The organism is Variovorax sp. 38R (assembly GCF_014843395.1).
Lineage (GTDB): Bacteria > Pseudomonadota > Gammaproteobacteria > Burkholderiales > Burkholderiaceae_C > Variovorax > Variovorax paradoxus_H.
In genome coordinates this window covers 679,058-700,718 of the sequence record NZ_CP062121.1, presented here as the reverse complement: position 1 = coordinate 700,718, position 21,661 = coordinate 679,058, and the positions used below count along the sequence as shown (strand labels likewise).

General features: G+C 68.9%; 20 protein-coding genes. 9 read left to right on the top strand and 11 right to left on the bottom strand.

The window, feature by feature from the left end:
* Positions 1-15 precede the first annotated feature (15 nt).
* The 3 genes from rodA to IG196_RS03095 are packed head-to-tail and all read right to left on the bottom strand — an operon-like array spanning position 16 to position 3,791.
* The gene (rodA, locus tag IG196_RS03105; RefSeq protein ID WP_101491183.1) at positions 16-1,170 is read right to left on the bottom strand and encodes a rod shape-determining protein RodA; all 1,155 of its coding nucleotides are present in this window, start codon (positions 1,168-1,170) and stop codon (positions 16-18) included.
* Positions 1,171-1,205: 35 nt separating this feature from the next.
* Positions 1,206-3,038 (bottom strand): ATP-binding protein, encoded by a 1,833-nt coding sequence (locus IG196_RS03100; protein ID WP_192194985.1) that lies wholly within the window; start codon positions 3,036-3,038, stop codon positions 1,206-1,208.
* Between the two features lie 6 nt (positions 3,039-3,044).
* The gene (locus tag IG196_RS03095) at positions 3,045-3,791 is read right to left on the bottom strand and encodes a response regulator transcription factor (protein WP_192194984.1); all 747 of its coding nucleotides are present in this window, start codon (positions 3,789-3,791) and stop codon (positions 3,045-3,047) included.
* A 288-nt stretch (positions 3,792-4,079) separates the two neighbouring features.
* Here IG196_RS03095 and IG196_RS03090 point away from each other — a divergent pair, with 288 nt between their 5' ends.
* From IG196_RS03090 to mtgA, 5 genes are read left to right on the top strand one after another with little or no spacing between them, the layout of a single operon-like run.
* A complete protein-coding gene (locus IG196_RS03090; protein WP_192194983.1) occupies positions 4,080-4,673 on the top strand; it encodes a YqiA/YcfP family alpha/beta fold hydrolase in 594 nt (197 codons plus the stop codon).
* A 60-nt stretch (positions 4,674-4,733) separates the two neighbouring features.
* Positions 4,734-6,806 carry a ribonuclease catalytic domain-containing protein gene (locus tag IG196_RS03085; RefSeq protein WP_192194982.1) on the top strand — a complete coding sequence of 691 codons (2,073 nt, stop codon included), beginning with the start codon at positions 4,734-4,736 and terminating at the stop codon, positions 6,804-6,806.
* Positions 6,807-6,858: 52 nt separating this feature from the next.
* Positions 6,859-7,710 carry an energy transducer TonB gene (locus IG196_RS03080; RefSeq protein ID WP_192194981.1) on the top strand — a complete coding sequence of 284 codons (852 nt, stop codon included), beginning with the start codon at positions 6,859-6,861 and terminating at the stop codon, positions 7,708-7,710.
* Positions 7,711-7,739: 29 nt separating this feature from the next.
* On the top strand, positions 7,740-8,597 hold the full coding sequence (aroE, locus tag IG196_RS03075) for a shikimate dehydrogenase (protein ID WP_192194980.1): 858 nt from the start codon (positions 7,740-7,742) through the stop codon (positions 8,595-8,597).
* On the top strand, positions 8,594-9,337 hold the full coding sequence (gene mtgA / locus IG196_RS03070) for a monofunctional biosynthetic peptidoglycan transglycosylase (RefSeq protein WP_192194979.1): 744 nt from the start codon (positions 8,594-8,596) through the stop codon (positions 9,335-9,337). Before aroE ends, mtgA begins: the two co-directional genes overlap by 4 nt.
* Here mtgA and IG196_RS03065 read toward each other — a convergent pair.
* The gene (locus IG196_RS03065; RefSeq protein WP_192194978.1) at positions 9,282-9,719 is read right to left on the bottom strand and encodes a DUF2809 domain-containing protein; all 438 of its coding nucleotides are present in this window, start codon (positions 9,717-9,719) and stop codon (positions 9,282-9,284) included. The two genes, mtgA and IG196_RS03065, sit on opposite strands and share 56 nt — an antisense overlap.
* A 9-nt stretch (positions 9,720-9,728) precedes the next feature.
* Between IG196_RS03065 and IG196_RS03060 the strand changes: the two genes are divergently transcribed.
* Both IG196_RS03060 and IG196_RS03055 read left to right on the top strand, forming a co-directional pair.
* Positions 9,729-10,592, top strand: a complete 864-nt coding sequence (locus IG196_RS03060) for a lysophospholipid acyltransferase family protein (protein WP_192194977.1) — start codon at positions 9,729-9,731, stop codon at positions 10,590-10,592.
* A 93-nt stretch (positions 10,593-10,685) separates the two neighbouring features.
* On the top strand, positions 10,686-11,675 hold the full coding sequence (locus IG196_RS03055) for a phosphatidate cytidylyltransferase (RefSeq protein WP_101491192.1): 990 nt from the start codon (positions 10,686-10,688) through the stop codon (positions 11,673-11,675).
* 21 nt (positions 11,676-11,696) lie between these two features.
* Here the strand turns inward: IG196_RS03055 and IG196_RS03050 are convergent, their stop codons facing one another.
* Entirely contained in the window at positions 11,697-13,787 is a 2,091-nt protein-coding gene (locus IG196_RS03050; protein ID WP_192194976.1) for a hypothetical protein, read from the bottom strand.
* A 149-nt stretch (positions 13,788-13,936) separates the two neighbouring features.
* On the opposite strand from IG196_RS03050, the gene ruvC reads away from it, so the two are divergent.
* Positions 13,937-14,485 (top strand): crossover junction endodeoxyribonuclease RuvC, encoded by a 549-nt coding sequence (gene ruvC / locus IG196_RS03045; protein WP_101491194.1) that lies wholly within the window; start codon positions 13,937-13,939, stop codon positions 14,483-14,485.
* Between the two features lie 7 nt (positions 14,486-14,492).
* Here ruvC and glyA read toward each other — a convergent pair whose 3' ends face one another.
* On the bottom strand, positions 14,493-15,815 hold the full coding sequence (gene glyA / locus IG196_RS03040; protein WP_192194975.1) for a serine hydroxymethyltransferase: 1,323 nt from the start codon (positions 15,813-15,815) through the stop codon (positions 14,493-14,495).
* A 107-nt stretch (positions 15,816-15,922) separates the two neighbouring features.
* Between glyA and IG196_RS03035 the strand changes: the two genes are divergently transcribed.
* A complete protein-coding gene (locus tag IG196_RS03035; protein ID WP_192194974.1) occupies positions 15,923-16,870 on the top strand; it encodes a LysR family transcriptional regulator in 948 nt (315 codons plus the stop codon).
* 12 nt (positions 16,871-16,882) lie between these two features.
* Here the strand turns inward: IG196_RS03035 and IG196_RS03030 are convergent, their stop codons facing one another.
* The 5 genes from IG196_RS03030 to IG196_RS03010 form a co-directional block, all read right to left on the bottom strand.
* The gene (locus IG196_RS03030) at positions 16,883-17,059 is read right to left on the bottom strand and encodes a hypothetical protein (protein WP_192194973.1); all 177 of its coding nucleotides are present in this window, start codon (positions 17,057-17,059) and stop codon (positions 16,883-16,885) included.
* A gap of 22 nt (positions 17,060-17,081) precedes the next feature.
* The gene (gene lpxC / locus IG196_RS03025) at positions 17,082-18,005 is read right to left on the bottom strand and encodes a UDP-3-O-acyl-N-acetylglucosamine deacetylase (RefSeq protein WP_056575680.1); all 924 of its coding nucleotides are present in this window, start codon (positions 18,003-18,005) and stop codon (positions 17,082-17,084) included.
* A 231-nt stretch (positions 18,006-18,236) separates the two neighbouring features.
* A complete protein-coding gene (gene ftsZ, locus IG196_RS03020) occupies positions 18,237-19,451 on the bottom strand; it encodes a cell division protein FtsZ (protein WP_099795080.1) in 1,215 nt (404 codons plus the stop codon).
* A gap of 169 nt (positions 19,452-19,620) precedes the next feature.
* Positions 19,621-20,850: a cell division protein FtsA gene (gene ftsA / locus IG196_RS03015; RefSeq protein ID WP_056575685.1), complete on the bottom strand. Its 1,230-nt coding sequence runs from the start codon at positions 20,848-20,850 to the stop codon at positions 19,621-19,623.
* Positions 20,851-20,870: 20 nt separating this feature from the next.
* Positions 20,871-21,659, bottom strand: coding sequence for a cell division protein FtsQ/DivIB (locus IG196_RS03010; RefSeq protein WP_192194972.1), 789 nt, complete (start codon positions 21,657-21,659; stop codon positions 20,871-20,873).
* Positions 21,660-21,661: the final 2 nt, after the last annotated feature.

Below are 21,661 nucleotides of genomic sequence, written 5' to 3'. Positions count from 1 at the left end.
CCGCCCCGGGGGACTCTAGTTCTGGGACAGCTTCCGTGCCCGGGCGATCGACATCAGCAGGCCCAGCCCCAGCCCCAGCGTGACCATGGCGGTGCCGCCGTAGCTGATGAACGGCAGCGGCACGCCCACCACCGGCAGGATGCCGCTGACCATGCCCATGTTCACGAAGGCGTAGGTGAAGAAGATCATGGTCACCGCCCCGGCCAGCAGGCGCGAGAACAGCGTGGTCGCGTTCAGCGCAATGGTCAGCCCGCGGAAGATGAGCAGGATGAAGGCCGCGATCAGCGCCAGGTTGCCGATCAGGCCGAATTCTTCCGAATACGCCGCAAAGATGAAGTCGGTGGTGCGCTCGGGAATGAACTCCAGGTGCGTCTGCGTGCCCTGCATGAAGCCCTTGCCGCCGACGCCGCCCGAGCCGATGGCGATCATTCCCTGGATGATGTGGAAGCCCTTGCCCAGCGGGTCCTTGCTGGGGTCGAGCAGCGTGCACACGCGCTGCTTCTGGTAGTCGTGCAGCACGCGCCAGTCGACGCCGTCGACGCACAGCCGCGACTCGAAACCGACGATCAGCGTGATGGCCACCGCGCCAATCACCACCGGCGGCACGATCAGCTTCCACGGCAGCCCGGCAAAGAAGATCACGGCCAGCCCGGCCGCCAGCACCAGCAGCGAGGTGCCCAGGTCGGGCTGTTTCATGATGAGCCCGACCGGCACCGCCAGCAGCACGGTCGCCACCACGAAGTCGAGCGGCCGCAGCTGGCCTTCGCGGCGCTGGAACCACCAGGCCAGCATCAGGGGCATCGCGATTTTCAGGATTTCGCTGGGCTGGATCACCACGCCCACATTGATCCAGCGCTGGGCGCCCTTCTTCGTGATGCCGAACAGCGCCACCGCGATCAGCAGCGCCACCCCCGCCGCGTAGAGCGGCACCGCAAACACCATGAGCCGCTGCGGCGGCACCTGCGCCACCACGAACATGATGCCGCCGGCCAGCAGCATGTTGCGGCCATGGTCGAGAAAACGCGTGCCATGGTCGTAGCCGGACGAATACATGGTGAGCAGCCCGGCAAAGACGAGCAGCAGCACGGCAAAGGCCAGGAAGCCGTCGAAGCCCTGGAAGATGGGCGCAATGCGACGCGCCAGGGAGGGCTGATTGAACACGGCAGACATGATGGGGGCGGATTATCCGCGCCCCGCCCGCCCCTTCAGTCGAAACCGAGCTGAACGACCGTGCGGCCCGGTCGGCTTTCGAGCGCCAGGCGGGCCCCGATGGCGGCGGCGCGCTTCGACAGCGCCTTCGGCACCTCCGCAGCGTCGAAGCCCACGCCGTTGTCGATCACACGCAGGTGCACGGCGCCGCCGCGCGCGTCGGCCTCGATGCGCAGCGCGCTCGCGTGGGCGTGCTGCAGCACGTTCGAGATGGCCTCGAACAGCAGGAACTGCAGCTGCCGCGTGGCGTGGGCGTCGAGCTGCGTGACTGTGGGCAGCTCGTCGACGCCCCATTCGAAGGCGATGTCCGCGGCGGCCAGCCGGGGCTCCAGCCGGTAGCGCAGCGCCGCCAGCAGCGCGCCGACATCGCCGGGCGGCAGGTGGATGGAGTCGATCGACAGCTTGAGCTGGTCGAGCGAGTCGCGCAGGGTGCGCAGCAGCTCTTCGGGGCTGGTCTGGCCCGACTGCAGCTGGCGGATCGCCGAGCTGATGTGCGAGCCCACGCCGTCGTGCATGTCGCGCAGGATGCGCTCGCGCTCATGGGTGCGCGCCTGGTCGCGCGCCACCTCCTCCAGCTCGGCGTAGGTGGCCGCCAGTTCGCGCTCGCGCTGCGCCACGCGGTCGGCCAGCGTCTTGACCCAGCCGCGCGCCTGCACGCTGGCGAAGTGAAAGCGCCGCAGCACGATGAGCAGCAGCGCCACGCCGAACAGCACCGAGGTGTAGCGCACCCAGGTGGTTTCGCCGTAGGCGTCGCTCAGGCGGATCACCAGCCAGTCGCGCACGCCGAAGGCCACCGTGACCAGCGCGGCGCCGGCCACCAGCAGCCGCTCGACACTGGGCCGGCGCACCGTGGCGACGGCAAAGGCGATCACGAAGCCGACGACGATGGTGATCTCGACCGCCAGCCAGGCCGTGAGCCAGCGCGGCTCCTCGCGGTTCAGCGCCAGCCAGGTGAACACCACGGTGCCGGCCACCACGGCCGCCATCGGCCAGCGTGCCCAGCGCAGGCGCGGGTTCTGCGCCCAGTCGGCGAGGTGGTAGCAGAACATCATGGCCGACGCGGCCCAGCCCGCGTAGCAGCCGGCCATCAGCACGCCCCAGAGCTGCCACGGCAGCGGCGGCTCGGAAATCATGGCGTCGGCCACCCGCACGGCCCAGCAGAACTCGGCGAGCGCGGCCCAGAAATAGAGGGCGTCGCGCTGGCGGCGGCCGGTCGCGCCGGTGTCGACCTGTGTGAACCACAGCGCCAGTGCGATGCTGCCGACGATCAGGCTGAACGCCGTCAGCAGCACCGACCCCGTGAAGCGCCAGGCATAGGCGCGCTCGAACAACGCGGTGCGCACCGGTGTCGCCGGCCCGATGGTGACGCGCGACAGGCCGGCGCGCCGTTCGCTGTCGGCGCGGATGCGGATCTGCAGCAGGTTCTCGCCCTCTTTCAACAGCCGCCCGGGCACCGGCACGTAGACGGGGGCCTTGGCGTAGTCGGCGCGGTTGCCCTGCCCGAGGTCGCCGTAGGCCTGCAGCAGCGCGCCGTTGAGCTGCACTTCGAAGACGCTGCCGGCGCGGGGAATGAAGACGCCCCAGGGCACCTCGGGCACGGCCTCGACGCGGAACGGCAGGTCGAAGCTCGCGAAACCGGTGCGGCCGCGGTGCCGGCGGTCCCAGTGATACGACAGGTCGACGGCTTCGGTCTGCACGACACCGTCGATGGTGGTGGTCACCATGGCATGGCGCAGCTCGATCGGGCCTTGTGCCGCAGCGCCCGCGCCCCCCGCGGCAAACAGCGCCGCCAGCCCCAGCAGGCACAGGAACGCCAGCCGCCTCAGCATCCGTCCTCAGCCCGGGTGGGACAGCAGGCCGAGGCGCGTGGCCTCGAACACCGCTTCGCTCTTGGAATGCACCGCGAGCTTGCCGTAGAGGTTCTTGATGTGGGTCTGCACCGTGTGCACGCTCAGGCCCTTGAGGCGCGCGATCTCGGCGTACGAGAAACCGCGCGCGATCAGCGTCAGCACCTCGTGTTCGCGCGCCGAGAGCAGGCCGCGGTCGCTCTCGTCCGGCGCCGACTCGGCCGGCGCCGCGCCGGTGCTCCCCGGCACGGCAGCCTGCAGGCTGCTGCGGTACTTGGCGAGCACTCGGCGCGCGATCATGGGCGAGATCGGCGAGGCGCCGGCCTTCATCTCGACGATGGTCTGCGCGATGTCTTCGGGCGCGGCGTCCTTGTGGATGTAGCCCACGGCGCCGGCCTCGATGCTGGCGAGCACGTTCTCTTCGTCACCGAAGACCGACACCACCAGCGGCTCGCAGCCGGGAAAGCGGGCGACGGCGTCGCGGATCACATCGAGCCCGGTGCCGTCGGGCATGCCGAGGTCGACCAGCAGCACGTCGGGAATGGTCGCGGTGGCGGCCAGCCAGCTGCGCGCTTCCTGCACCGTGCCGGCGCTGCCGAGCCAGAACAGGCGCGGGCTGCGCTGCACGCTCGCTTCGAAGAAGGCGCGTGCGCGGCTGTCGTCCTCCACCACGAGCACGCCCCAGCGGCGTGGCATCCCGTCATCCTGTGCCTCGGTATTCATGGGTTGAAGCATAAGCCTCGACACCTGCTGCCACGCCCGGCGAACCTCACCCGTTCATGGGATGCCCCGTGCCAGATGCGTCACGAAACTTGTCTCATCTCTTCCCTTGCCCGCATCACCCGCACCTGCATGGCCTTCCCGTGAATACTTTCGAATTCCAGACACGTGCTTGTCGCCTCGTCATTGGCTGATTCGCAGGGATTTGTGGGGTCACCACACCAGCAGCGGCGCGGACCTCATGCAAAATTGTCTGAACCCGGCCACGGGGCGCGCCCTGCGCACCGCCAGTCACCTCCTCCCATGGACCCGCAAACCACCCATCTGTTGTACCTGCACGGCTTCCGCTCGTCGCCCCGCTCGACCAAGGCGCGGCTGGTGGCAAAGCACGTGGCGCAAGAGCATCCGAACCTGGAGTGGTGGTGTCCGCAACTGCCGCCGTCGCCGCACGACGCCATCGACATGGTGATGAAGGGCATCGCAGACTGGCCGCGCAAATCGATGGCGGTGATCGGTTCGTCGCTCGGCGGTTTCTACGCCACCTACGTCGCCGGCATGACCCGCTGCCGCGCCGTGCTGCTCAACCCCGCGGTGCACCCTGCGCGCGACCTCACGCGCTACATCGGCAGCCAGACCGCCTGGCACGATCCGGCCGAGCACTTCTATTTCCAGCCGGAGTTCATCCAGGAGCTGCGCGCCATGGAAATCGGCGCGCTCACGCGGCCGGAGCGCCTGTTCGCGATCATCGCCAAGGGCGACGAGGCGCTCGACTGGCACGAGATGTCGGCGCGCTACCCCGACAGCCGCATCAAGCTGCTCGAGGGCGGCGACCATGCGCTGTCCGACTTCGAAAAAGCGCACCTGGCCGACGTGATGGCCTTCATCAACCCTGTTTAGGGCGCGCGCCGCCGGCCGGGGCGGCGGCTGCGGGCTGGCCGAGTCGTGGACAATCGCGGCATGTTTGTATTGTTTGAAGAAGCCGGTAAATACCTCGGCGGCCGCGTCCTGTCGGAAGCCGAAGCCTCGGCACAGGTCGAGCTCGAGACCGGCAAGCGCGTCAAGGTCAAGGGCGCCAACATCGTTCTGCGTTTCGAGAAACCGGCCCCGGCCGAGCTGATGGCCGAGGCGCGTGCGCTGGCCGCAGCCATGGACCTCGACCTCGCCTGGGAATTCGCAGCCGAAGGCGAGTTCGGCTTTGCCGATCTGGCCGCCGACTATTTCAGCGAGAAGCCCACGCTGGCGCAGCAGGCCGCCGCGCTGTTCGCGCTGTTCGAGGCGCCGCACTACTTCCGCCGCGCGGGCAAGGGGCGCTTCAAGAAGGCGCCCGCTGAAATCGTGCAGCAGGCGCTGGCCGCCATCGAGAAGAAGAAAGCCATCCAGGCGCAGATCGTCGAGTGGGCCGGGCAACTGGCCGAAGGCGTGTGCCCGCCGGCGATCCGCGAGCAGCTCTACAAGATCCTGTTCAAGCCCGACAAGAACGCGCCCGAATACAAGGCCGTGGTCGACGCCGCGCGCGCCACGCAGCGCCCGCCGCTCGACCTGCTGGAGCGTGCCGGCGCCATCGATTCGCCCTACCAGTTCCACTGGCGGCGCTTCCTGTTCGAGAACTTCCCCAAGGGCACCGGCTTTCCCGCGCTCGCAGCGCCGGCCGTCGCCGACGACCTGCCGCTGGCCGAAGGCGTGCGGGCCTTCTCGATCGACGACTCGCAGACCACCGAAATCGACGACGCGCTGTCGGTGCAGGGCATGGGCAGCGGCACCATCACGGTCGGCATCCACATCGCGGCACCGGGCCTGGCGCTGACGCCGGGCAGCGCCATCGACGCGGTGGCGCGCGCGCGCATGTCCACCGTGTACATGCCGGGCTACAAGATCACCATGCTGCCCGACGAGGTGGTCGACACCTACACGCTGCTCGAAGGCGGCGACCGCCCGGCCGTGTCGCTCTATGCGCGCTTCGACGAAGCCACGCTGGAACTGCAAGGCACCGAGACCAAGCTCGAGCGCGTGCCGATCGTCGCCAACCTGCGCCACGACCAGCTCGACGCCGTCGTCACGCAGCCCTGGCTCGAAGACGCCACCTTCAATTCAGACAACACGCCCGACGCCGCCGCGAAGCTGCGCGCGCCGCTCTCCTTCCTGTTCCGCCTCGCCAAGCACCTGAAGGCGCAGCGCGAAGTGGTGCGCGGCAAGCCCGAGAACTTCAGCCGGCCCGACTACAACTTCCGCCTCGTCGGCAACGACGGCGCCGAGCCCACCGGCAACGAGCAGGTGCAGATCACCACGCGCCAGCGCGGCGCACCGCTCGACCTGATCGTGTCCGAGGCCATGATCCTGGCCAACAGCAGCTGGGGCGGCTGGCTCAGCGAACTCGGCGTGCCCGGCCTGTACCGCAGCCAGGCCAGCCTGGCGCCCGGCATCAAGGTGCGCATGGGCACGCGCGCGCTGCCGCACGCGGGCCTGGGCGTGAAGAGCTACGCCTGGAGCACCTCGCCGCTGCGCCGCTACACCGACCTCGTGAACCAGTGGCAGATCATCGCGGCCGCCCGCCACGGCAAGACCGCCGCGCTGGCCGCGCCCTTCAAGCCGAAGGACGCCGACCTGTTCTCGATTCTTTCGGGCTTCGACGCCGCCTACGCCACGTACAACGCCTACCAGGGCGGCATGGAGCGCTTCTGGACGCTCAAGTACCTGCAGCAGAACGGCATCACCGAGCTCGAAGCGACGGTCATCAAGGACATTCCCAACGGCGCGCTGGTGCGTGCCGATGCGCTGCCGCTGGTGTTCCCGGTGGCGGGCCAGCAGGAGCGCGGTGCGCGCGTGCGCGTGAAGCTCGGCGAGATCGACGAGATCGCGCTCGACGTGAGCGGCACCGTGCTCGAACGCTTCGACATGCCGAAAACCGATGCTGCGGCCGATGAAAGCGGTGGCGAGGACGACGAAGAAGAAGTCGCCGGCCCGATCGCCATCGCGGTCGACCTGAGCGACAGCGAAACCGCACCCGACCCGACGACGACCGCGCCTGCATGACCCCCGGTCGAACGACCGGAGACACGCGCCGCCCCCTGGAGGAGTTTCGAGAATGAATCTCAAGGACCTCAGCACGCTGCAGATCGCTCTGGGCGTGTCGGTCATCGCGCATGCCGCGTTGCTCGCGGTGCGCTTCGTCGATCCCGAATCGTTCAACCGGGTCTTCAGCGAAACCCCGCTCGAAGTGATCCTGGTCAACAGCAAGACCAACGACAAGCCCGACCCCGCGGCGCGCGTGATGGCGCAGACCACGCTCGCGGGCGGCGGTGACCTCGACAAGGGCCGGGCCACCAGCCCGCTGCCGCCGTCGAGCTTCACCACCATGGGCGACTCGTTCGAGGAATCGCGCCGCCAGGTCGAGGCCATGCAGGCCCAGCAGATGCAGATGCTGGCGCAGCTCAAGCGCGAGCTGGCCGCCATGCCCGTGCCCGATCCGCGCCAGGCCGGCGACCCGACCGAAGCCGTCGCGCGCGAAGAAAAGCGCCGCCAGATGGTCGCGCTGCTCGCCGAGATCGAACGCCGCGTGAACGAGGAAAACGCGCGCCCCAAGAAGCGCTACCTGAGCCCCGCCACGCGCGAGGCCGCCTACGCGCTGTACGTCGACACGCTGCGCCGCCGCATCGAGGTCAAGGGCACCGAGAACTTCCCGACCGCGGCCGGCAAGAAGCTCTACGGCGAACTCAAGATGACGGTCACCATCAACCACGACGGGCGCGTGCTCGACGCCGTGGTCGACGAAAGCTCGGGCAACACCACGCTCGACCGCCGCGCCCAGGCCATCGTGCGCAGCGTCGGCAACTTCGGCACCTTCACCGACGCGATGCGCAAGCAGACCGACCAGATCGTGCTGCAGTCGCGCTTCAAGTTCACGCGCGACGAAACGATCGAGCTGTCGTCTCAATAACCCCCACAGCAGAACACGGAACACCGGCCATGGATCAGTACTGCGTCATGGGCAACCCTGTCGAGCACAGCCGCTCGCCCCGCATCCACGCGCGCTTTGCCGAACTCTGCAGCCAACCGATGGCCTACGGCCGGCGGCTGGTGCCGATCGGCGCGTTTGCCGAAGGCATCGCCGCCTTCCGCAGCGAGGCCGCCGCGCAGGGCGACACCGCACGCGGCTGCAACGTCACCGTGCCCTTCAAGTTCGACGCCGCCGCGCTCGCGCAGCACACCAGCGAGCGCGCCACGCTGGCGCAGGCCGTGAACACGCTGCGCTTCGAAGCCGACGGCAGCATCCACGCCGACAACACCGACGGCATCGGCCTGGTCAACGACATCGTGCGCAACGCCGGCGTGCCGCTGGCGGGCCGGTCGCTGTTGCTGATCGGCGCCGGCGGCGCTGCGGCGGGCGTGCTCGGGCCGCTGCTCGACGCGGGCGCCGCGCACGTCGTGGTGGCCAACCGCACGCTCGATAAGGCCATCGCGCTGGTGCAGCGCCATGCCGCGCTCGCGCTGCGCCACGGCGCCACGCTCGAAGCCTGGGCGCTCGACGAAGTGCCCGGCGCCTTCGACGTGGTGGTCAACGCCACCGCCTCCAGCCTTGCGGGCGACGCGGTGCCCGTGAGCGCGCAGGTGCTGCGCCCCGGCGCACTGGCCGTCGACATGATGTACGGCCCCGCCGCCGCAGGCTTCATGGCCTGGGCCACGGCGCACGGCGCGGTCGCACGCGACGGCCTCGGCATGCTGGTGGAACAGGCCGCCGAAGCCTTCGAGTTCTGGCGCGGCGTGCGCCCGCCCTCGGCCCAGGTGCTGGCCGAGCTGCGCGCCTCGCTCGCCGCCGGCGCATGAAGGGCCTGCTGCGCCTGATCGCCTGCCTCGTGGTGGCGGGCCTGGCGCTCGAGCTGTTCTTCGTGGTGCGCATCGCGGCCATGGCGGTGATCGATCCGCAGAGCACGGCCTTCCAGCGCTCCGAGGCCTGGCGCGTTGCGCTCTCGCAGGGCCGCGAGGGCGGATGGCGCCAGGACTGGGTGCCGTACACGCAGATCAACGACACCCTCAAGCGCGCCGTGATCGCGAGCGAAGACGCCGGCTTTGTCGACCACAACGGCGTGGAGTGGGAAGCCATCGAGCGTGCGCGCCAGCGCAACGCCCGCGCCGAACAACTGGCCGCCAAGCGCATGGCGCGCGCGGCAGCACGTGGCAAGCCGGTGCAGCCGGCCCCGCTGCGCGGCGGCTCCACCATCACGCAGCAGCTCGCGAAGAACCTGCTGCTGTCGGGCGAACGCACCATGCTGCGCAAGGGCCAAGAATTGGTGCTCGCCACGCTGCTCGAGGTGCTACTCGACAAGCGGCGCATCCTCGAGATCTACCTGAACAACGTCGAATGGGGCGAAGGCGTGTTCGGCGCCGAGGCTGCGGCGCAGTACTACTTCAAGAAGCCGGCTGCGCGCCTGAGTTCACACGAGGCCGCGCGCCTGGCCGTGATGCTGCCGAGCCCGAAGTTCTTCGAGCGCCGGCCCAATTCGCCCTACATCAACGGACGGGCATCGACGATCGTGGCGCGGATGTCGGCGGTCGACCTGCCCTGAGCTTGCGCACCGCCGCTTCCACCGCCAGCACGGCGACGAAGCCGATCGCGTAGGCCACCACATCCCACCAGTCGGCGGTGGCACCGAGCACGATGCGCAGCGCGCGGTTCGGAATGTGCAGGTGCCACGTCGACGCAAGAAACTGCCCCAGCTCGACCAGCAGCCCCACACCGAAGGCGACCAGGGCGAGCGGCAGCACGCGCGTGGCGACGAAGGTCTTGAACACCACGTACACCCACGCCACGGCCAGCACGTCGCCGAAGAAACTTCGCACCCAGCCCCAGCGCGCGCCGACGGTGGCCAGCAGCACGAGCAACACAAAGAGGGCCACCGCCCACGCCAGGGAAAGAAGATCGAAACGCCATCGCATGGCCCGTATCATCGCCTCCTTATGCTGGCAAAGCTCACAGGTTGGTTGCTGCTGGGAATCGTCCGATTGCTCACCGGTGCGCAGGCGCGCTGGTACGGCTGTCCACCGAAGGCCGAGCAGCGCATCTACTTCGCGAATCACCAGAGCCACGCGGACCTCGTGATGATCTGGGCCGCGCTGCCCGAAGAGCTGCGCAGCATCACGCGGCCGATCGCGGCGCGCGACTACTGGGCCAACACGCCGTTCAAGCGCTGGATCACGACCGAGGTGTTCAACGCGGTGTATGTGGAGCGTGCGGCGACGGCGCCTGCGGCGGCTGCAGCACCGGTCGCCCCGCCGCCGCCTGAAGCGCGGCCACCTGCAGCATCCACCGCACCGGCCGAGCGCATCGAGCCGTCGATGGAACCGTTGCTGCCGATCGAAACGATCACCGTCGCCGAAGCTCCGCAGGAGATCCAGGGACAGCTCGACCTCCCCGCGCCGCCGCCGCCCCCACCACCGGTCGCACCGCCGCCCGTCATCGAACCCGAAGCACTGGCCGCCACGCCCGAGCCGCCCGCCGCCGATCCGCTCGCACCGCTCATCGACGCCCTGCGCAGCGGCGACTCGATCATCATCTTTCCCGAAGGCACGCGCGGCCACACCGGCGAGCCGCAGAAGTTCAAGTCGGGCCTGTACGCACTGGCGACGATGTTCCCCGACGTGGTCCTCGTGCCGGCCTGGATCGACAACGTGCAGCGCGTGATGCCCAAGGGCGAGATCGTGCCCGTGCCCATCCTGTGCTCCGTCACCTTCGGCGCGCCGATTCGCGTCGAGGACGGCGAAGAGCGCCGCCCTTTCCTCGACCGCGCGCGTGCCGCCGTGATCGCATTGCGCGACGTCTGAATATGCCCCCCCACGCTCATCACTTCGTGTATTCGCTGCCCCCTGAGGGGGCGCAGACCTCCCTTGGGGCGGCCCGGCGGGAGGCCTGAAAGTATGAACCAGTTCCTGCGCAGCCTCAGCCCGACCGAACAGGTCGCGGCCCTTTTCCTGATCGTCTTCGGCCTGCTCGTCATCGTGAGCACCACCGTCTTCTTCCTGAGCTTCAAGGAGCGGCGCAACCCGGTGCACGACGAATCGTGGCAGGCCGAGCTGGCGCATGTGCGCGCGCTGCTGGGCACCACCTGGTTCATGGTGATCGTGTTCTGGATCGGCTGGGCGCTGGGCGAAACGGTGGCCACCGTGCTGTTCGCGCTGATCTCGTTCTTTGCGCTGCGCGAGTTCATCACGCTCTCGCCGACGCGGCGCGGCGACCACCGCAGCCTGATCCTCGCGTTCTTCGTGGTGCTGCCGATCCAGTTCTGGCTCGTGGCCACGGCGCGCTTCGACCTGTTCACGGTGTTCATTCCGGTCTACGTGTTCCTCGCCATTCCGGTGGCGAGCGCGCTGGCGAACGACCCCAGCCATTTTCTCGAGCGCAACGCCAAGCTGCAGTGGGGCATCATGGTCTGCGTCTACGGCATGAGCCACGTGCCCGCGCTGCTGCTGCTGACCTTCCCCGGCTACGAAGGCAAGAGCGCGTTCCTCGTGTTCTTCCTGGTGTTCGTGGTGCAGACCTCGGTGCTGGTGCAGCACCTGATCTCGCGGCGCATGCAGCGCACGCCCTTTGCGCCGAACGTGAGCCGCAGCTTCAACTGGACCAGTTGGGGCATCGGCATCGTGGTGGCCAGCCTGGTGGGTGCGCTGTTCTCGTTCATCACGCCGTTCAAGTTCGGGCAGGCGCTCGCGGTGTCGATCATTGCCTGCGTCGCGGGCTCGATGGGCCACCTCGTGATGAAGGCGCTCAAGCGCGACCGCGGCATTCCGAACTGGGGCCAGAAGGGCGTGGGCGTGACCGGCGCCAACGGCCTGCTCGACCGCGTCGATGCGCTGTGCTTCGCGGCACCGATCTTCTTCCATTCGATCCGCTGGTACTTCAACGTCTGAAGCACCCGGCGGCAGCGGCCGTCACGCCTTGCGCAGCACCACCCGGTCGAAGGCCTGCTTCGCGCGCCGCCCTAGAGCCTTCGTCTTCAGCGCCTGAAGCTCGCGCTTGAGCCGCGTGCGCTGCTCGGCCGAGAGCGCGGTGCCGAAACGCCCGAGCGCCTGTTCGAGCGCCTCTCGCTGCGCCGCCACCCGCCCCTGCCGGCCTTCGGCCTCGGCCAGCCATTCGCAGGCATTGGCGACACGCCCGCGCAAGGCCGCGTCACCCGACTCGCCGAAGCGCGCGATGAGCAGGCGGTAGGCCTTGGCCTGGCCCGGCAGGTCGTCCATCTTGTCGAAGGCCTTGGCTTTGTTGATCATCGACTTGGCGGCCCACAGCTGCAGGGCGCTGTCCCGCGCCATCGCCGTGCGCGCGATCACCTCGTCGTAGCTCGCCACGGCCTCGGCGAACCGGCCCGCGCGGCGCAGCACGGCGCCCTTGCGAAACAAGGCACCGGCCACGCGCGTACGCAGGTCGGGCAGCTCGGAGTTGCCCCAGCGCGCGACGATCTCGTCGTGCACACGCATCTCGTCCGCAGGCCGCGCGAGGCGGTCGAGCGCGGTGCTCTTGTATTGCAGGCACAGCGCCACCTGCGACTGCATTTCGGTGGACGCGTCGGCGCCGTAGCGCGCGTCCATCGCGTCGGCGGCCTCGACGACCTCAGTGAAGTGTTCCAGCGCCAGCAGGCAAAAGGTCTTGTGCGACAGGGCACGCGCGCACTGACGGCGCATCAGCGGGTGCGGCGAGGCGGCATGCGCCGCGAGCACTTCATCGAACAGCGCGATGGCCTCGGCCGATGCGCCCGCGTCACCAAGCTTGCGGCCTTCGCGGACGGTGTCGCACGCCGCATCGAAAAGCTCGGCCGGCAACTCGCCGGCCTCGAGTCCGCCGGTCTTGCGCAGCCGCTTGAGGCAGGCCTCGCGCCCGGCTGTCGCCTTCACGCGCAGCTCGCGCAATTCGGGTGTGGCGCCGTCGCGCGACAACGCCACGAGCGGCTCGTACACCGCGAGCGCGGCCTCGGGCCGCCCGAGCAGATCGAGCAGCACGAAGCCCTTGTGCAGCAAGGTGGTGGCCACGGTGCGCTGCACCACGGCGTCGCCGTCGCGCGCGAAGGTGCCGAGCAGGCGCTCGCAGGCAGCCAGCGCGGCATCGCCATCGCCCTGGTCGCGCAGCCCCACGGCCCAGTCGTGGGCGCGCACGGCCGCGAGGCGGCGCACCTGCGCCGAGGCGTCGTGGCCGTAGCGGTCGAGCAGCCAGCCGACCAACTCGGCGCGGCGCGCGGCCTCGTCGAGCCCGAGGCCGTCGAAGAACAGGGCCAGCGCGCGCACGCCTTCCAGCCGCAGCTCGGGTGCGGCATCGGCCAGCCCGGCCTCGATCTGGTCGGCCACCTGGAGGCACAGCACCTGCGCCTGCGTGTGCTGCGCCAGCTCGCGCAGGTTGAGCACCGCGGCCAATCGCGCGCTCGCTACGCGCAGGACCACGCCGGAATCGGTGCCGCCTTCGAAGCGTTCGATGGCTGCGTCGAGCGTGGCCAATGCGTCTTGCGGCAGGCCGCGGTGGTGTTCGATCTCGGCTTTCAGCAGGCGCGCATCGAGCCGCCACGCATCGAGTGCAGCGTCGGCCTGCGCATCGAGCTGCTCGCTCATGAAGTCGCAGGCCTCGCAACGTGCGGCGGCATCGTCGATGAGCCAGGTGCGTTGGTACAGCGCGTGGGCGATGTGCGCGCGGATCTCGGGCTCGCTGCGCGCGCCGTGCGCGGCGACGAGGCGGTCGAGCGTGGCCAGCGCGTCGGCCGGGCGATGCAGTTGGCGCAGCACGTGCGCGAGCAGGCGCAGCGCCTGGCAGCAGGGTACGACCACGGCGGCCTCGGGCAGCGCGCCGAACTCGGCGATCAACTGGCTGCAGGCGGCGATCGCCTCGCGGCGACGGCCGAGGTCGCTCAACAGTTCCGCCTGGCGAAAGCTCGCGGCGGCGCGTTCGGCGGGAGGCTGCAGGCGCGCGAGCGGGGACTGGGCGTCGTTCAGTGGCTTGAGTTGCTTCAGTTGCTGCTGTGCGGAGGACTCGACTACATTCACCTTCGCTTCCTTGTGTGGCGCGCCCCGCACGGAGCGGGGCGGAATGCAAGAACCGGGCGGATTCTGCCCGCGATACACACGCATCCCGCACGAATTCGCACCTTCTTCAACCTTCCTCACCCAGGCTTAGGCCTTTACGCTTCCTTTTCATGCGGATCCTTGGCATCGACCCCGGTTTGCAGACCACCGGCTTCGGCGTGGTCGATGCGGACGGCCATGCGCTGCGCTACGTGGCCAGCGGCACCATCAGCACCCGGCACCTGGGCAGCGGCAACCTGCCGGCACGCCTGAAGGTGCTGTTCGACGGCATCGGCGAGATCACGGCGCGCTACCAGCCCGATGCGTCGGCGGTCGAAATCATCTTCGTCAACGTCAACCCGCAGTCGACGCTGCTGCTGGGCCAGGCGCGCGGCGCCTGCGTGACGGCATTGGTGAGCCACAACCTCTCGGTGGCCGAGTACACGGCGCTGCAGATGAAGAAGGCCGTGGCCGGCCACGGCCAGGCCGCGAAGGCGCAGGTGCAGGAGATGGTGAAGCGCCTGCTCGACCTGCCCGGCCTGCCGGGCGCCGACGCGGCGGACGCGCTGGGCATCGCCATCACGCACGCGCAGGTCGGACGTTCGATGGCGCGGCTCGCGGAAGCGGCCGAGCTGTCGAAGACCCACGCCGGCACCTACCGGCAAGGGCGTTCGCGCTGACGGAGCTTCAGCGCACGATGTAGCGCAACTCGCCCAGGCGCTGGCGACGTTCGCGCACCTCGGCGGCCACGGCGGGCGCATCGCCTGCCAGCGCCCGCGCGATCCAATTGGCCAGTTGCGGCATGTCCTCGGGCATGAGGCCCAGACGCACGATCTCGGGCACGCCCAGGCGCAGGCCGTTGATGTCGCCATCGACCGGCGCGATCGGCAGGCCGATGCCGCAGGCCAGCAACCCGCCTTGGGCCAACTGCTTCGCGGCGCGTTGCCCGCCGCCCCAGCGCGCGGCCTCGAGCGCGAACTGGTGCGACTGCGTGAAGCCACGCGCCTTGGCGAACACCGGCAGGCCTTCGGCATCGAGCGCGCGTGCGAGCGCCTGCGCGGTGTCGCGCATCGCCGCCGCATAGGCCACGCCGTGCACCTTCCAGTCGAGCAGGCCACGGGCCAACGCAGCCGTGCGGCCCGCATCCGAGTTGGCCGTGAGACCCGGGTAGGCGATGGCGTCGATGCGCTCCATCAGCGCCGCGTCGTTCGACACGATCAGCCCGCCGGCCGGGCCGCCCAGGCTCTTGTAGGTGCTCATGGTGATCGCGTGCGCGCCCTCTTCGAGCGGCTGCGGCCAGGCCTTGCCGGCCACCATGCCCGAGAGGTGCGCGGCATCGAAGAGCAGCTTCGCGCCCACGCTGTCAGCCACCTCGCGGATCGCGGACACCGGGTGCGGGAACAGGTTCAGGCTGCCGCCGATGGTGATGAGCTTCGGCTTCACCTCGCGCGCGAGCTTCGCCAGCGCGACCACGTCGACCGAGTAGCCGTCGGCGTCGACCGGCGCCGGCACGGTCTTCAGGTCGTAAAGCCCGGCCGCGCCCGCCGCATGGTGCGTCACATGGCCGCCGATGGCGGGCGGCGGCGCGATGATCGTGTCGCCGGGCTGGCAGGTCGCCATGAACACGTAGAGGTTCGACAGTGCGCCCGAGCTCACGCGCACCTCGGCGAACCGCGCGCCGAACACCTCGGCCGCGAGTTCGGCGGCGACGACCTCGATGCGCTCGATGGCGTCCAGCCCCATCTCGTACTTGTCGCCGGGGTAGCCCAGCGACGGACGCGAGCCCAGCCCACGCGACAGCAGCGCCTCGGCGGCGGGGTTCATCACGTTGGTGGCGGGGTTGAGGTTCAGCCCGTCGACGTCGTGGATGCGGTGGTTGTCGGCCACGAGGCGTTCGATCTCGGCGACGACGCCCGCGGCGTCGCGCGCGGCGGCATCGGCGGCGATGGCGAGCACGTGGTCCTCGCTGGCGGCGGGAACCCAGGAACGGCGGTGAAGGGCTGCGGGCATGCGGTGTCTCGCTGAGGAAAGGAATGACCGCATGGTCGCGCCCTGTGCCTGTGCCGGCAACATGGATAAACTGGGCCCGAGCCCTAGAAAAACTTGGCCTCCACACCATGTCCCTCGCCCCACCCCGCCCTCGCCTGCCGCCGCACACGGCCGTGCGCGCCTTCGAGGCCGCGGCGCGCCACGGCAGCTTCGCGCGCGCGGCCGAAGAGCTGTTCGTGACGCCCGCCGCCGTCGCGCAGCAGATCAAGGCGCTCGAGACCTGGGCCGGCGGTGCGCTGTTCGAGCGGCACAGCCAGGGCATCCGGCTCAGCGCGCACGGCCGGCGCGCGTTGCCTGCGCTCAGTGCGGCGGTCGACCAGCTCGGCCTTGCGGTGCAGGCGCTGCGCCAGGAAACGCAGACCGCTGCGCGCCGCAGCACGCTGCAGGTGGCGGCCCTGCCGGCCATGGCGCAGCTGTGGCTGTCGCCGCGGCTCTCCCGGCTGAAGGCCGCGCTGCCTGGCGTGCAGGTGTCGGTGACGGCGCTGGAGCAGCCGCCGAACTTCCGGCGCGAACCGTTCGACCTCGGGCTGTTCTATGCGCGCGGCGCCGAGGCCGCCGTCGGCGCGACGGGCATCCCGCTCGCGCGCGACCGCCTCGTGCCCGTGTGCAGCCCGCGCGTGCGGCAGCTTCTGGACAGCGGTCGCCCGCGCCCGCTCGACGACCTCATCGATGTGCTTGCGCGCTGCGGCGGCCTGCACGACACGGTGTGGCGCGACGACTGGTCGCGCTGGCTGCAGGCCGTGCGCCCCGGCACCACCTCGACCGAAGCCGATGCGCTGGCTGCCGGGCCCGATTTCTCGCTCTACAGCCTCGCGCTGCAGGCCGCGCTCGACGGCGAAGGGGTGCTGATGGGGCGCGAGCGGCTGGTGGCGCCGCTGCTCGAGAAAGGCCGGCTGCACGCGCCCTGGGGGCGGCCGAAGGCGCTGGGAGACACGTTGATGTTGCTGGTGCCCGCGCACCGCAAGGGGCCGCTGCTCGCGCAGCAGGTGCAGGCGCTGCAGGCCCTGGTCGATTGAACGGCTGGCTGGCTACGCGACGCGCTCGGCGATCAGAACGGCGAAGAAGCCGAGCGCAGCAAGAATCGTCCACTTGAAGACGACCCACCCGAAGCGGCGGTACTTGACCTGCCCCGTGCCCGCATAGAACGCGAAGGACACGCCCGCCACCAGCAGAAGCAGCAGGATGGCCCAGCGAAAGAGAAGCATCGGGAAAAGGCGCGCGCCCTGCTTACCAGGCCCGCGCCACTTCGCCGAAGCCGCGCGGTGCGCGCTTCTCGTCTTCGAAGGTCACGACCTCGTAGGCGTCGCTGTGCGAGAGCAGTTCGCGCAGCAGCTTATTGTTGAGCGCATGGCCCGAGCGGAACGCGGTGTACGCGGCCAGCAGCGGCTTGCCGATGATGTACAGGTCGCCCATGGCGTCGAGGATCTTGTGCTTCACGAACTCGTCGTCGTAGCGCAGGCCACCGGCATTGAGCACCTTGGTGTCGTCCATGACGATGGCGTTGTCCAGGCCACCACCGAGCGCGAGGCCCTTGCTGCGCATGTACTCGACCTCTTTGGTGAAGCCGAAGGTGCGTGCGCGTGCGATGTCGCGGCTGTACGAGTCGGTGCCCAGGTCGAACTCCACGCGCTGGCCGGTGGAGTTGACGACGCGGTGATCGAAGTCGATCTCGAAGCTCAGCTTGAAGCCGTGGTACGGCTCCAGGCTCGCCCACTTCTCGTTAGCACCCTCGCCTTCGCGCACCTCGACCTTGCGCAGCACGCGGATGAAGCGGCGCGGCGCCTTCTGCAACTCGATGCCCGCGCTTTGCAGCAGGAACACGAAGGACGAGGCCGACCCGTCGAGGATCGGCACTTCGTCGGCCGTGATGTCGATGTAGAGGTTGTCGATGCCCAGGCCCGCGCAGGCGGACATGATGTGTTCGACCGTCTGCACCTTGGCGCCGCCCGTGGACACGGTGGACGCCAGGCGTGTGTCGGTGACCGATTCGGCGGTCATGCGGATCTCGACCGGCTCGGGCAGGTCGACGCGGCGGAACACGATGCCCGTGTCGGCCGGGGCCGGTCGCAGGGTCAGCTCCACGCGTTGGCCGCTGTGAAGCCCCACGCCCACGGCGCGGCTGATCGACTTGAGGGTTCGTTGTTGCAGCACGCCCATGATTTTAGGCGGGCGGCGACCTTGACGCCCTATTCCCCTGGCTATGGCCGCGATAGACATGGACCGGTCAAAAAAGAAAGCGCACAAAAAAAAGCCGGGGAGCCCCCGGCGGTGGACGCAAGGGGCACGAGGTGAACGCAGCGCCTAGAGCCGGGGGTCAGTCCCTTTCAGGTCTTCCCCGTCCCCTTGCGAACCCTCGTGCCCTCTGCGTTCAGTGGCCTGCGGTCAATCTGCTTGACGGCGCAGGAATGCAGGGATTTCGAAGTCGTCCATGCCACCCGACGACAGCGCGTCGACCTTGGCAGCGGCCATCGTGCGGTTGGTGCGCCACACGCTGGGCACGGCCATGCCGTCGTAGTTGGGCTGGCTGCCCGAACCACCACCCGCGTGGCCCATGCCGCCGAGCGTCGGCACGGTGAACGGGATGTTGTCGGTGCCGGTGCGGATCACTTCGAGCGTCGGGGCCTGGCGGCGTGCATCGGCACGCGACAGGCCCGTGGCCACCACCGTGACGCGCATCTGGTCGCCCAGGCTTTCGTCGTAGGCGGCACCGTAGATCACGTGCGCGTCGGGCGAGGCGTAGGCGCGGATGGTGTTCATCGCGAGCTTCGACTCGTTCAGCTTCAGCGAACCCTTCGATGCCGTCACCAGCACCAGCACGCCCTTGGCACCCGAGAGGTCGATGCCTTCGAGCAGCGGGCAGGCCACGGCCTGTTCGGCGGCGATGCGCGCGCGGTCGGGGCCTGCAGCCGCGGCCGTGCCCATCATGGCCTTGCCGGGTTCGCCCATCACGGTGCGCACGTCTTCGAAGTCGACGTTCACGCCGCCGTACTCGTTGATGATTTCCGAGATCCCGCCGACGGCGTTCTTCAGCACGTCGTTGGCGTGCGCGAAGGCTTCGTCCTGCGTGATGTCTTCACCGAGCACGTCGAGCAGCTTCTCGTTGAGCACGACGATCAGCGAGTCGACGTTGGCTTCGAGTTCGGCCAGGCCGGCATCGGCGTTGGTCATGCGACGGCCGCCTTCCCAGTCGAAAGGCTTGGTCACCACGCCCACCGTCAGGATGCCCATTTCCTTGGCCACGCGCGCGATCACGGGCGCCGCGCCGGTGCCGGTGCCGCCGCCCATGCCGGCCGTGATGAACAGCATGTGCGCGCCGTCGATGGCGGCGCGGATGTCGTCCACCGCGGCTTCGGCCGCGTCACGGCCCTTCTCGGGCTTGCTGCCGGCACCCAGGCCGCTGATGCCCAGCTGGATGTTCTTGTGCGCGTTGCTGCGTTGCAGGGCTTGCGCGTCGGTGTTGGCGCAAACGAACTGCACGCCTTGCACACCACGCTCCATCATGTGGGCGACCGCATTGCCACCGCCGCCGCCGACACCGATCACCTTGATCTGCGTGCCCTGGTTGAATTCTTCGACTTCGATCATTTCGATGGTCATTTCTAACTCCTTGAATATTGCAGTTGCCGTTATGTATCTATGAATATTTCTTCTGCCTGACGTGATCAACGGGATCGCCGTCGCGATGGTGGACCGGTGCGTCGCCATCGCTCGTTGAAATGCAGCGGAGGACCCGCGCGTGCGAGCCAGAGTGGGGAGTGGTTCATGGTCAGAAGTTCCCCACGATGAAGTCCTTGAAACGTCCGAACGCAGTCTTTACGGACCCGTTCTTCTGTGCGACCTTGAAACCACGCATGCGTGCAAAACGTGCTTCTTCGAGCAGGCCCATCACGGTGGCCGCGCGCGGCTGCGCCACCATGTCCGAGAGCGCGCTCGAGTACTTCGGAATGCCGCGGCGCACGGGCTTCAGGAAGATGTCTTCACCGAGCTCGACCATGCCGGGCATGACGGCGCTGCCGCCGGTCAACACCACACCGGAAGACAGCACTTCCTCATAGCCCGACTCGCGCACCACCTGCTGCACCAGCGAGAAGATTTCTTCGATGCGCGGCTCGATCACGCCGGCAAGCGCCTGCTTGCTCAACATGCGCGGGCCGCGATCGCCAAGGCCGGGGACTTCGACCTGCGATTCAGGGTCGGCCAGCAGTTGCTTGGCATAGCCGTGCTCGACCTTGATGTCCTCCGCGTCCTTGGTGGGCGTGCGCAGGGCCATCGCGATGTCGCTCGTGATGAGGTCGCCCGCGATCGGGATCACGGCCGTGTGGCGGATCGCGCCGTTGGTGAAGATCGCCACGTCGGTGGTGCCCGCGCCGATGTCGACCAGCACCACGCCGAGTTCGCGCTCGTCTTCGGTGAGCACCGCCTGGCTCGAGGCCAGCGGGTTCAGCATCAGCTGGTCGACCTCGAGGCCGCAGCGGCGCACGCACTTGATGATGTTCTCGGCCGCGCTCTGCGCGCCGGTCACGATGTGCACCTTGGCCTCCAGGCGCATGCCGCTCATGCCGATCGGCTCCTTCACGTCCTGGCCGTCGATCACGAACTCCTGCGGCTCCACCAGCAAGAGGCGCTGGTCGCTCGAGATGTTGATGGCGCGCGCCGTCTCGACCACGCGGGCCACATCGGCGGGCGTGACTTCCTTGTCCTTCACCGCCACCATGCCGCTCGAATTGATGCCGCGGATGTGGCTGCCGGTGATGCCGGTGTAGACACGGCTGATCTTGCAGTCGGCCATCAGCTCGGCTTCTTTCAGCGCCTGCTGGATGCTCTGCACGGTGGCGTCGATGTTCACCACGACGCCGCGCTTGAGGCCGTTGCTGGGCGCGATGCCCAGGCCGGCCAGCTTGAGCTCGCCGCCTTGCAGCACCTCGGCCACGACCACCATCACCTTGGCGGTTCCGATGTCCAGGCCTACGACCAGGTCTTTGTATTCTTTGGGCATGTAGATGTCCTCGGTATTCGCTACTTGATTTTTCTTGGGGCCTCGGGCGAGACCGTGGTGACGCCGCGCAGCCGCAGGGCATACGCGTCGTTGTGGCGCAGATCGGCGCGTTCGACGTCGGCCACCGTGCGGCGGTACTGGCCCGCGACCTGCGTCACGGTCTTCAGGAACCGCTGCAGACGCGCCGACACCTCGTCGCTCTGGCCGCGGCCGAGTTCGATCTCGGCGCCGTTGTCCAGCAGCACCTTCCAGCTGCCGCGGCTGGACAGCCGCAGCTCGGCGATGTCGAAGTCGTAGGGCTCGAACATCGGCGCGAGCACGCGGTACATGCCCAGCACCTGCCCGGCCTGCTCGATCGGTCCGTCCAGGCGCGGCAGGTCGCTGTCGACCTCGGCCACGTTGGCCTCGAACACATCGCCGAAGCCGTTGATCAGCTTGGAGCCGGCCTCCTCGCCCCACACCGCCACCGGCACCTGCTCGGTCAGCGTCACGCGCAGCTTGTTCGGAAACTCGCGCCGCACCACCGCGCTGCGCACCCACGGCACCGTCTCGAAAGCGGTGCGCGCGCGCGCCAGGTCGATGGTGAAGAAGTTGCCCTTGAGCTGCGGCGCCACGTTGGCGCGCAGCGTGACCGCGTTGTTGTGCGTCACCTCGCCGTCCACCTTGATGCCCGAGATCGGGAAGAAAGGCTGGCGCAGCACCCACCACGCGCTCGCCGCCAGCAGCATGAGCGCCACCAGCACGAACGCAACGTTCGCGACGATGTTCATCAGCTTGACGTCGAAGGGAGCGGGGATGCTGTCGGCCATGG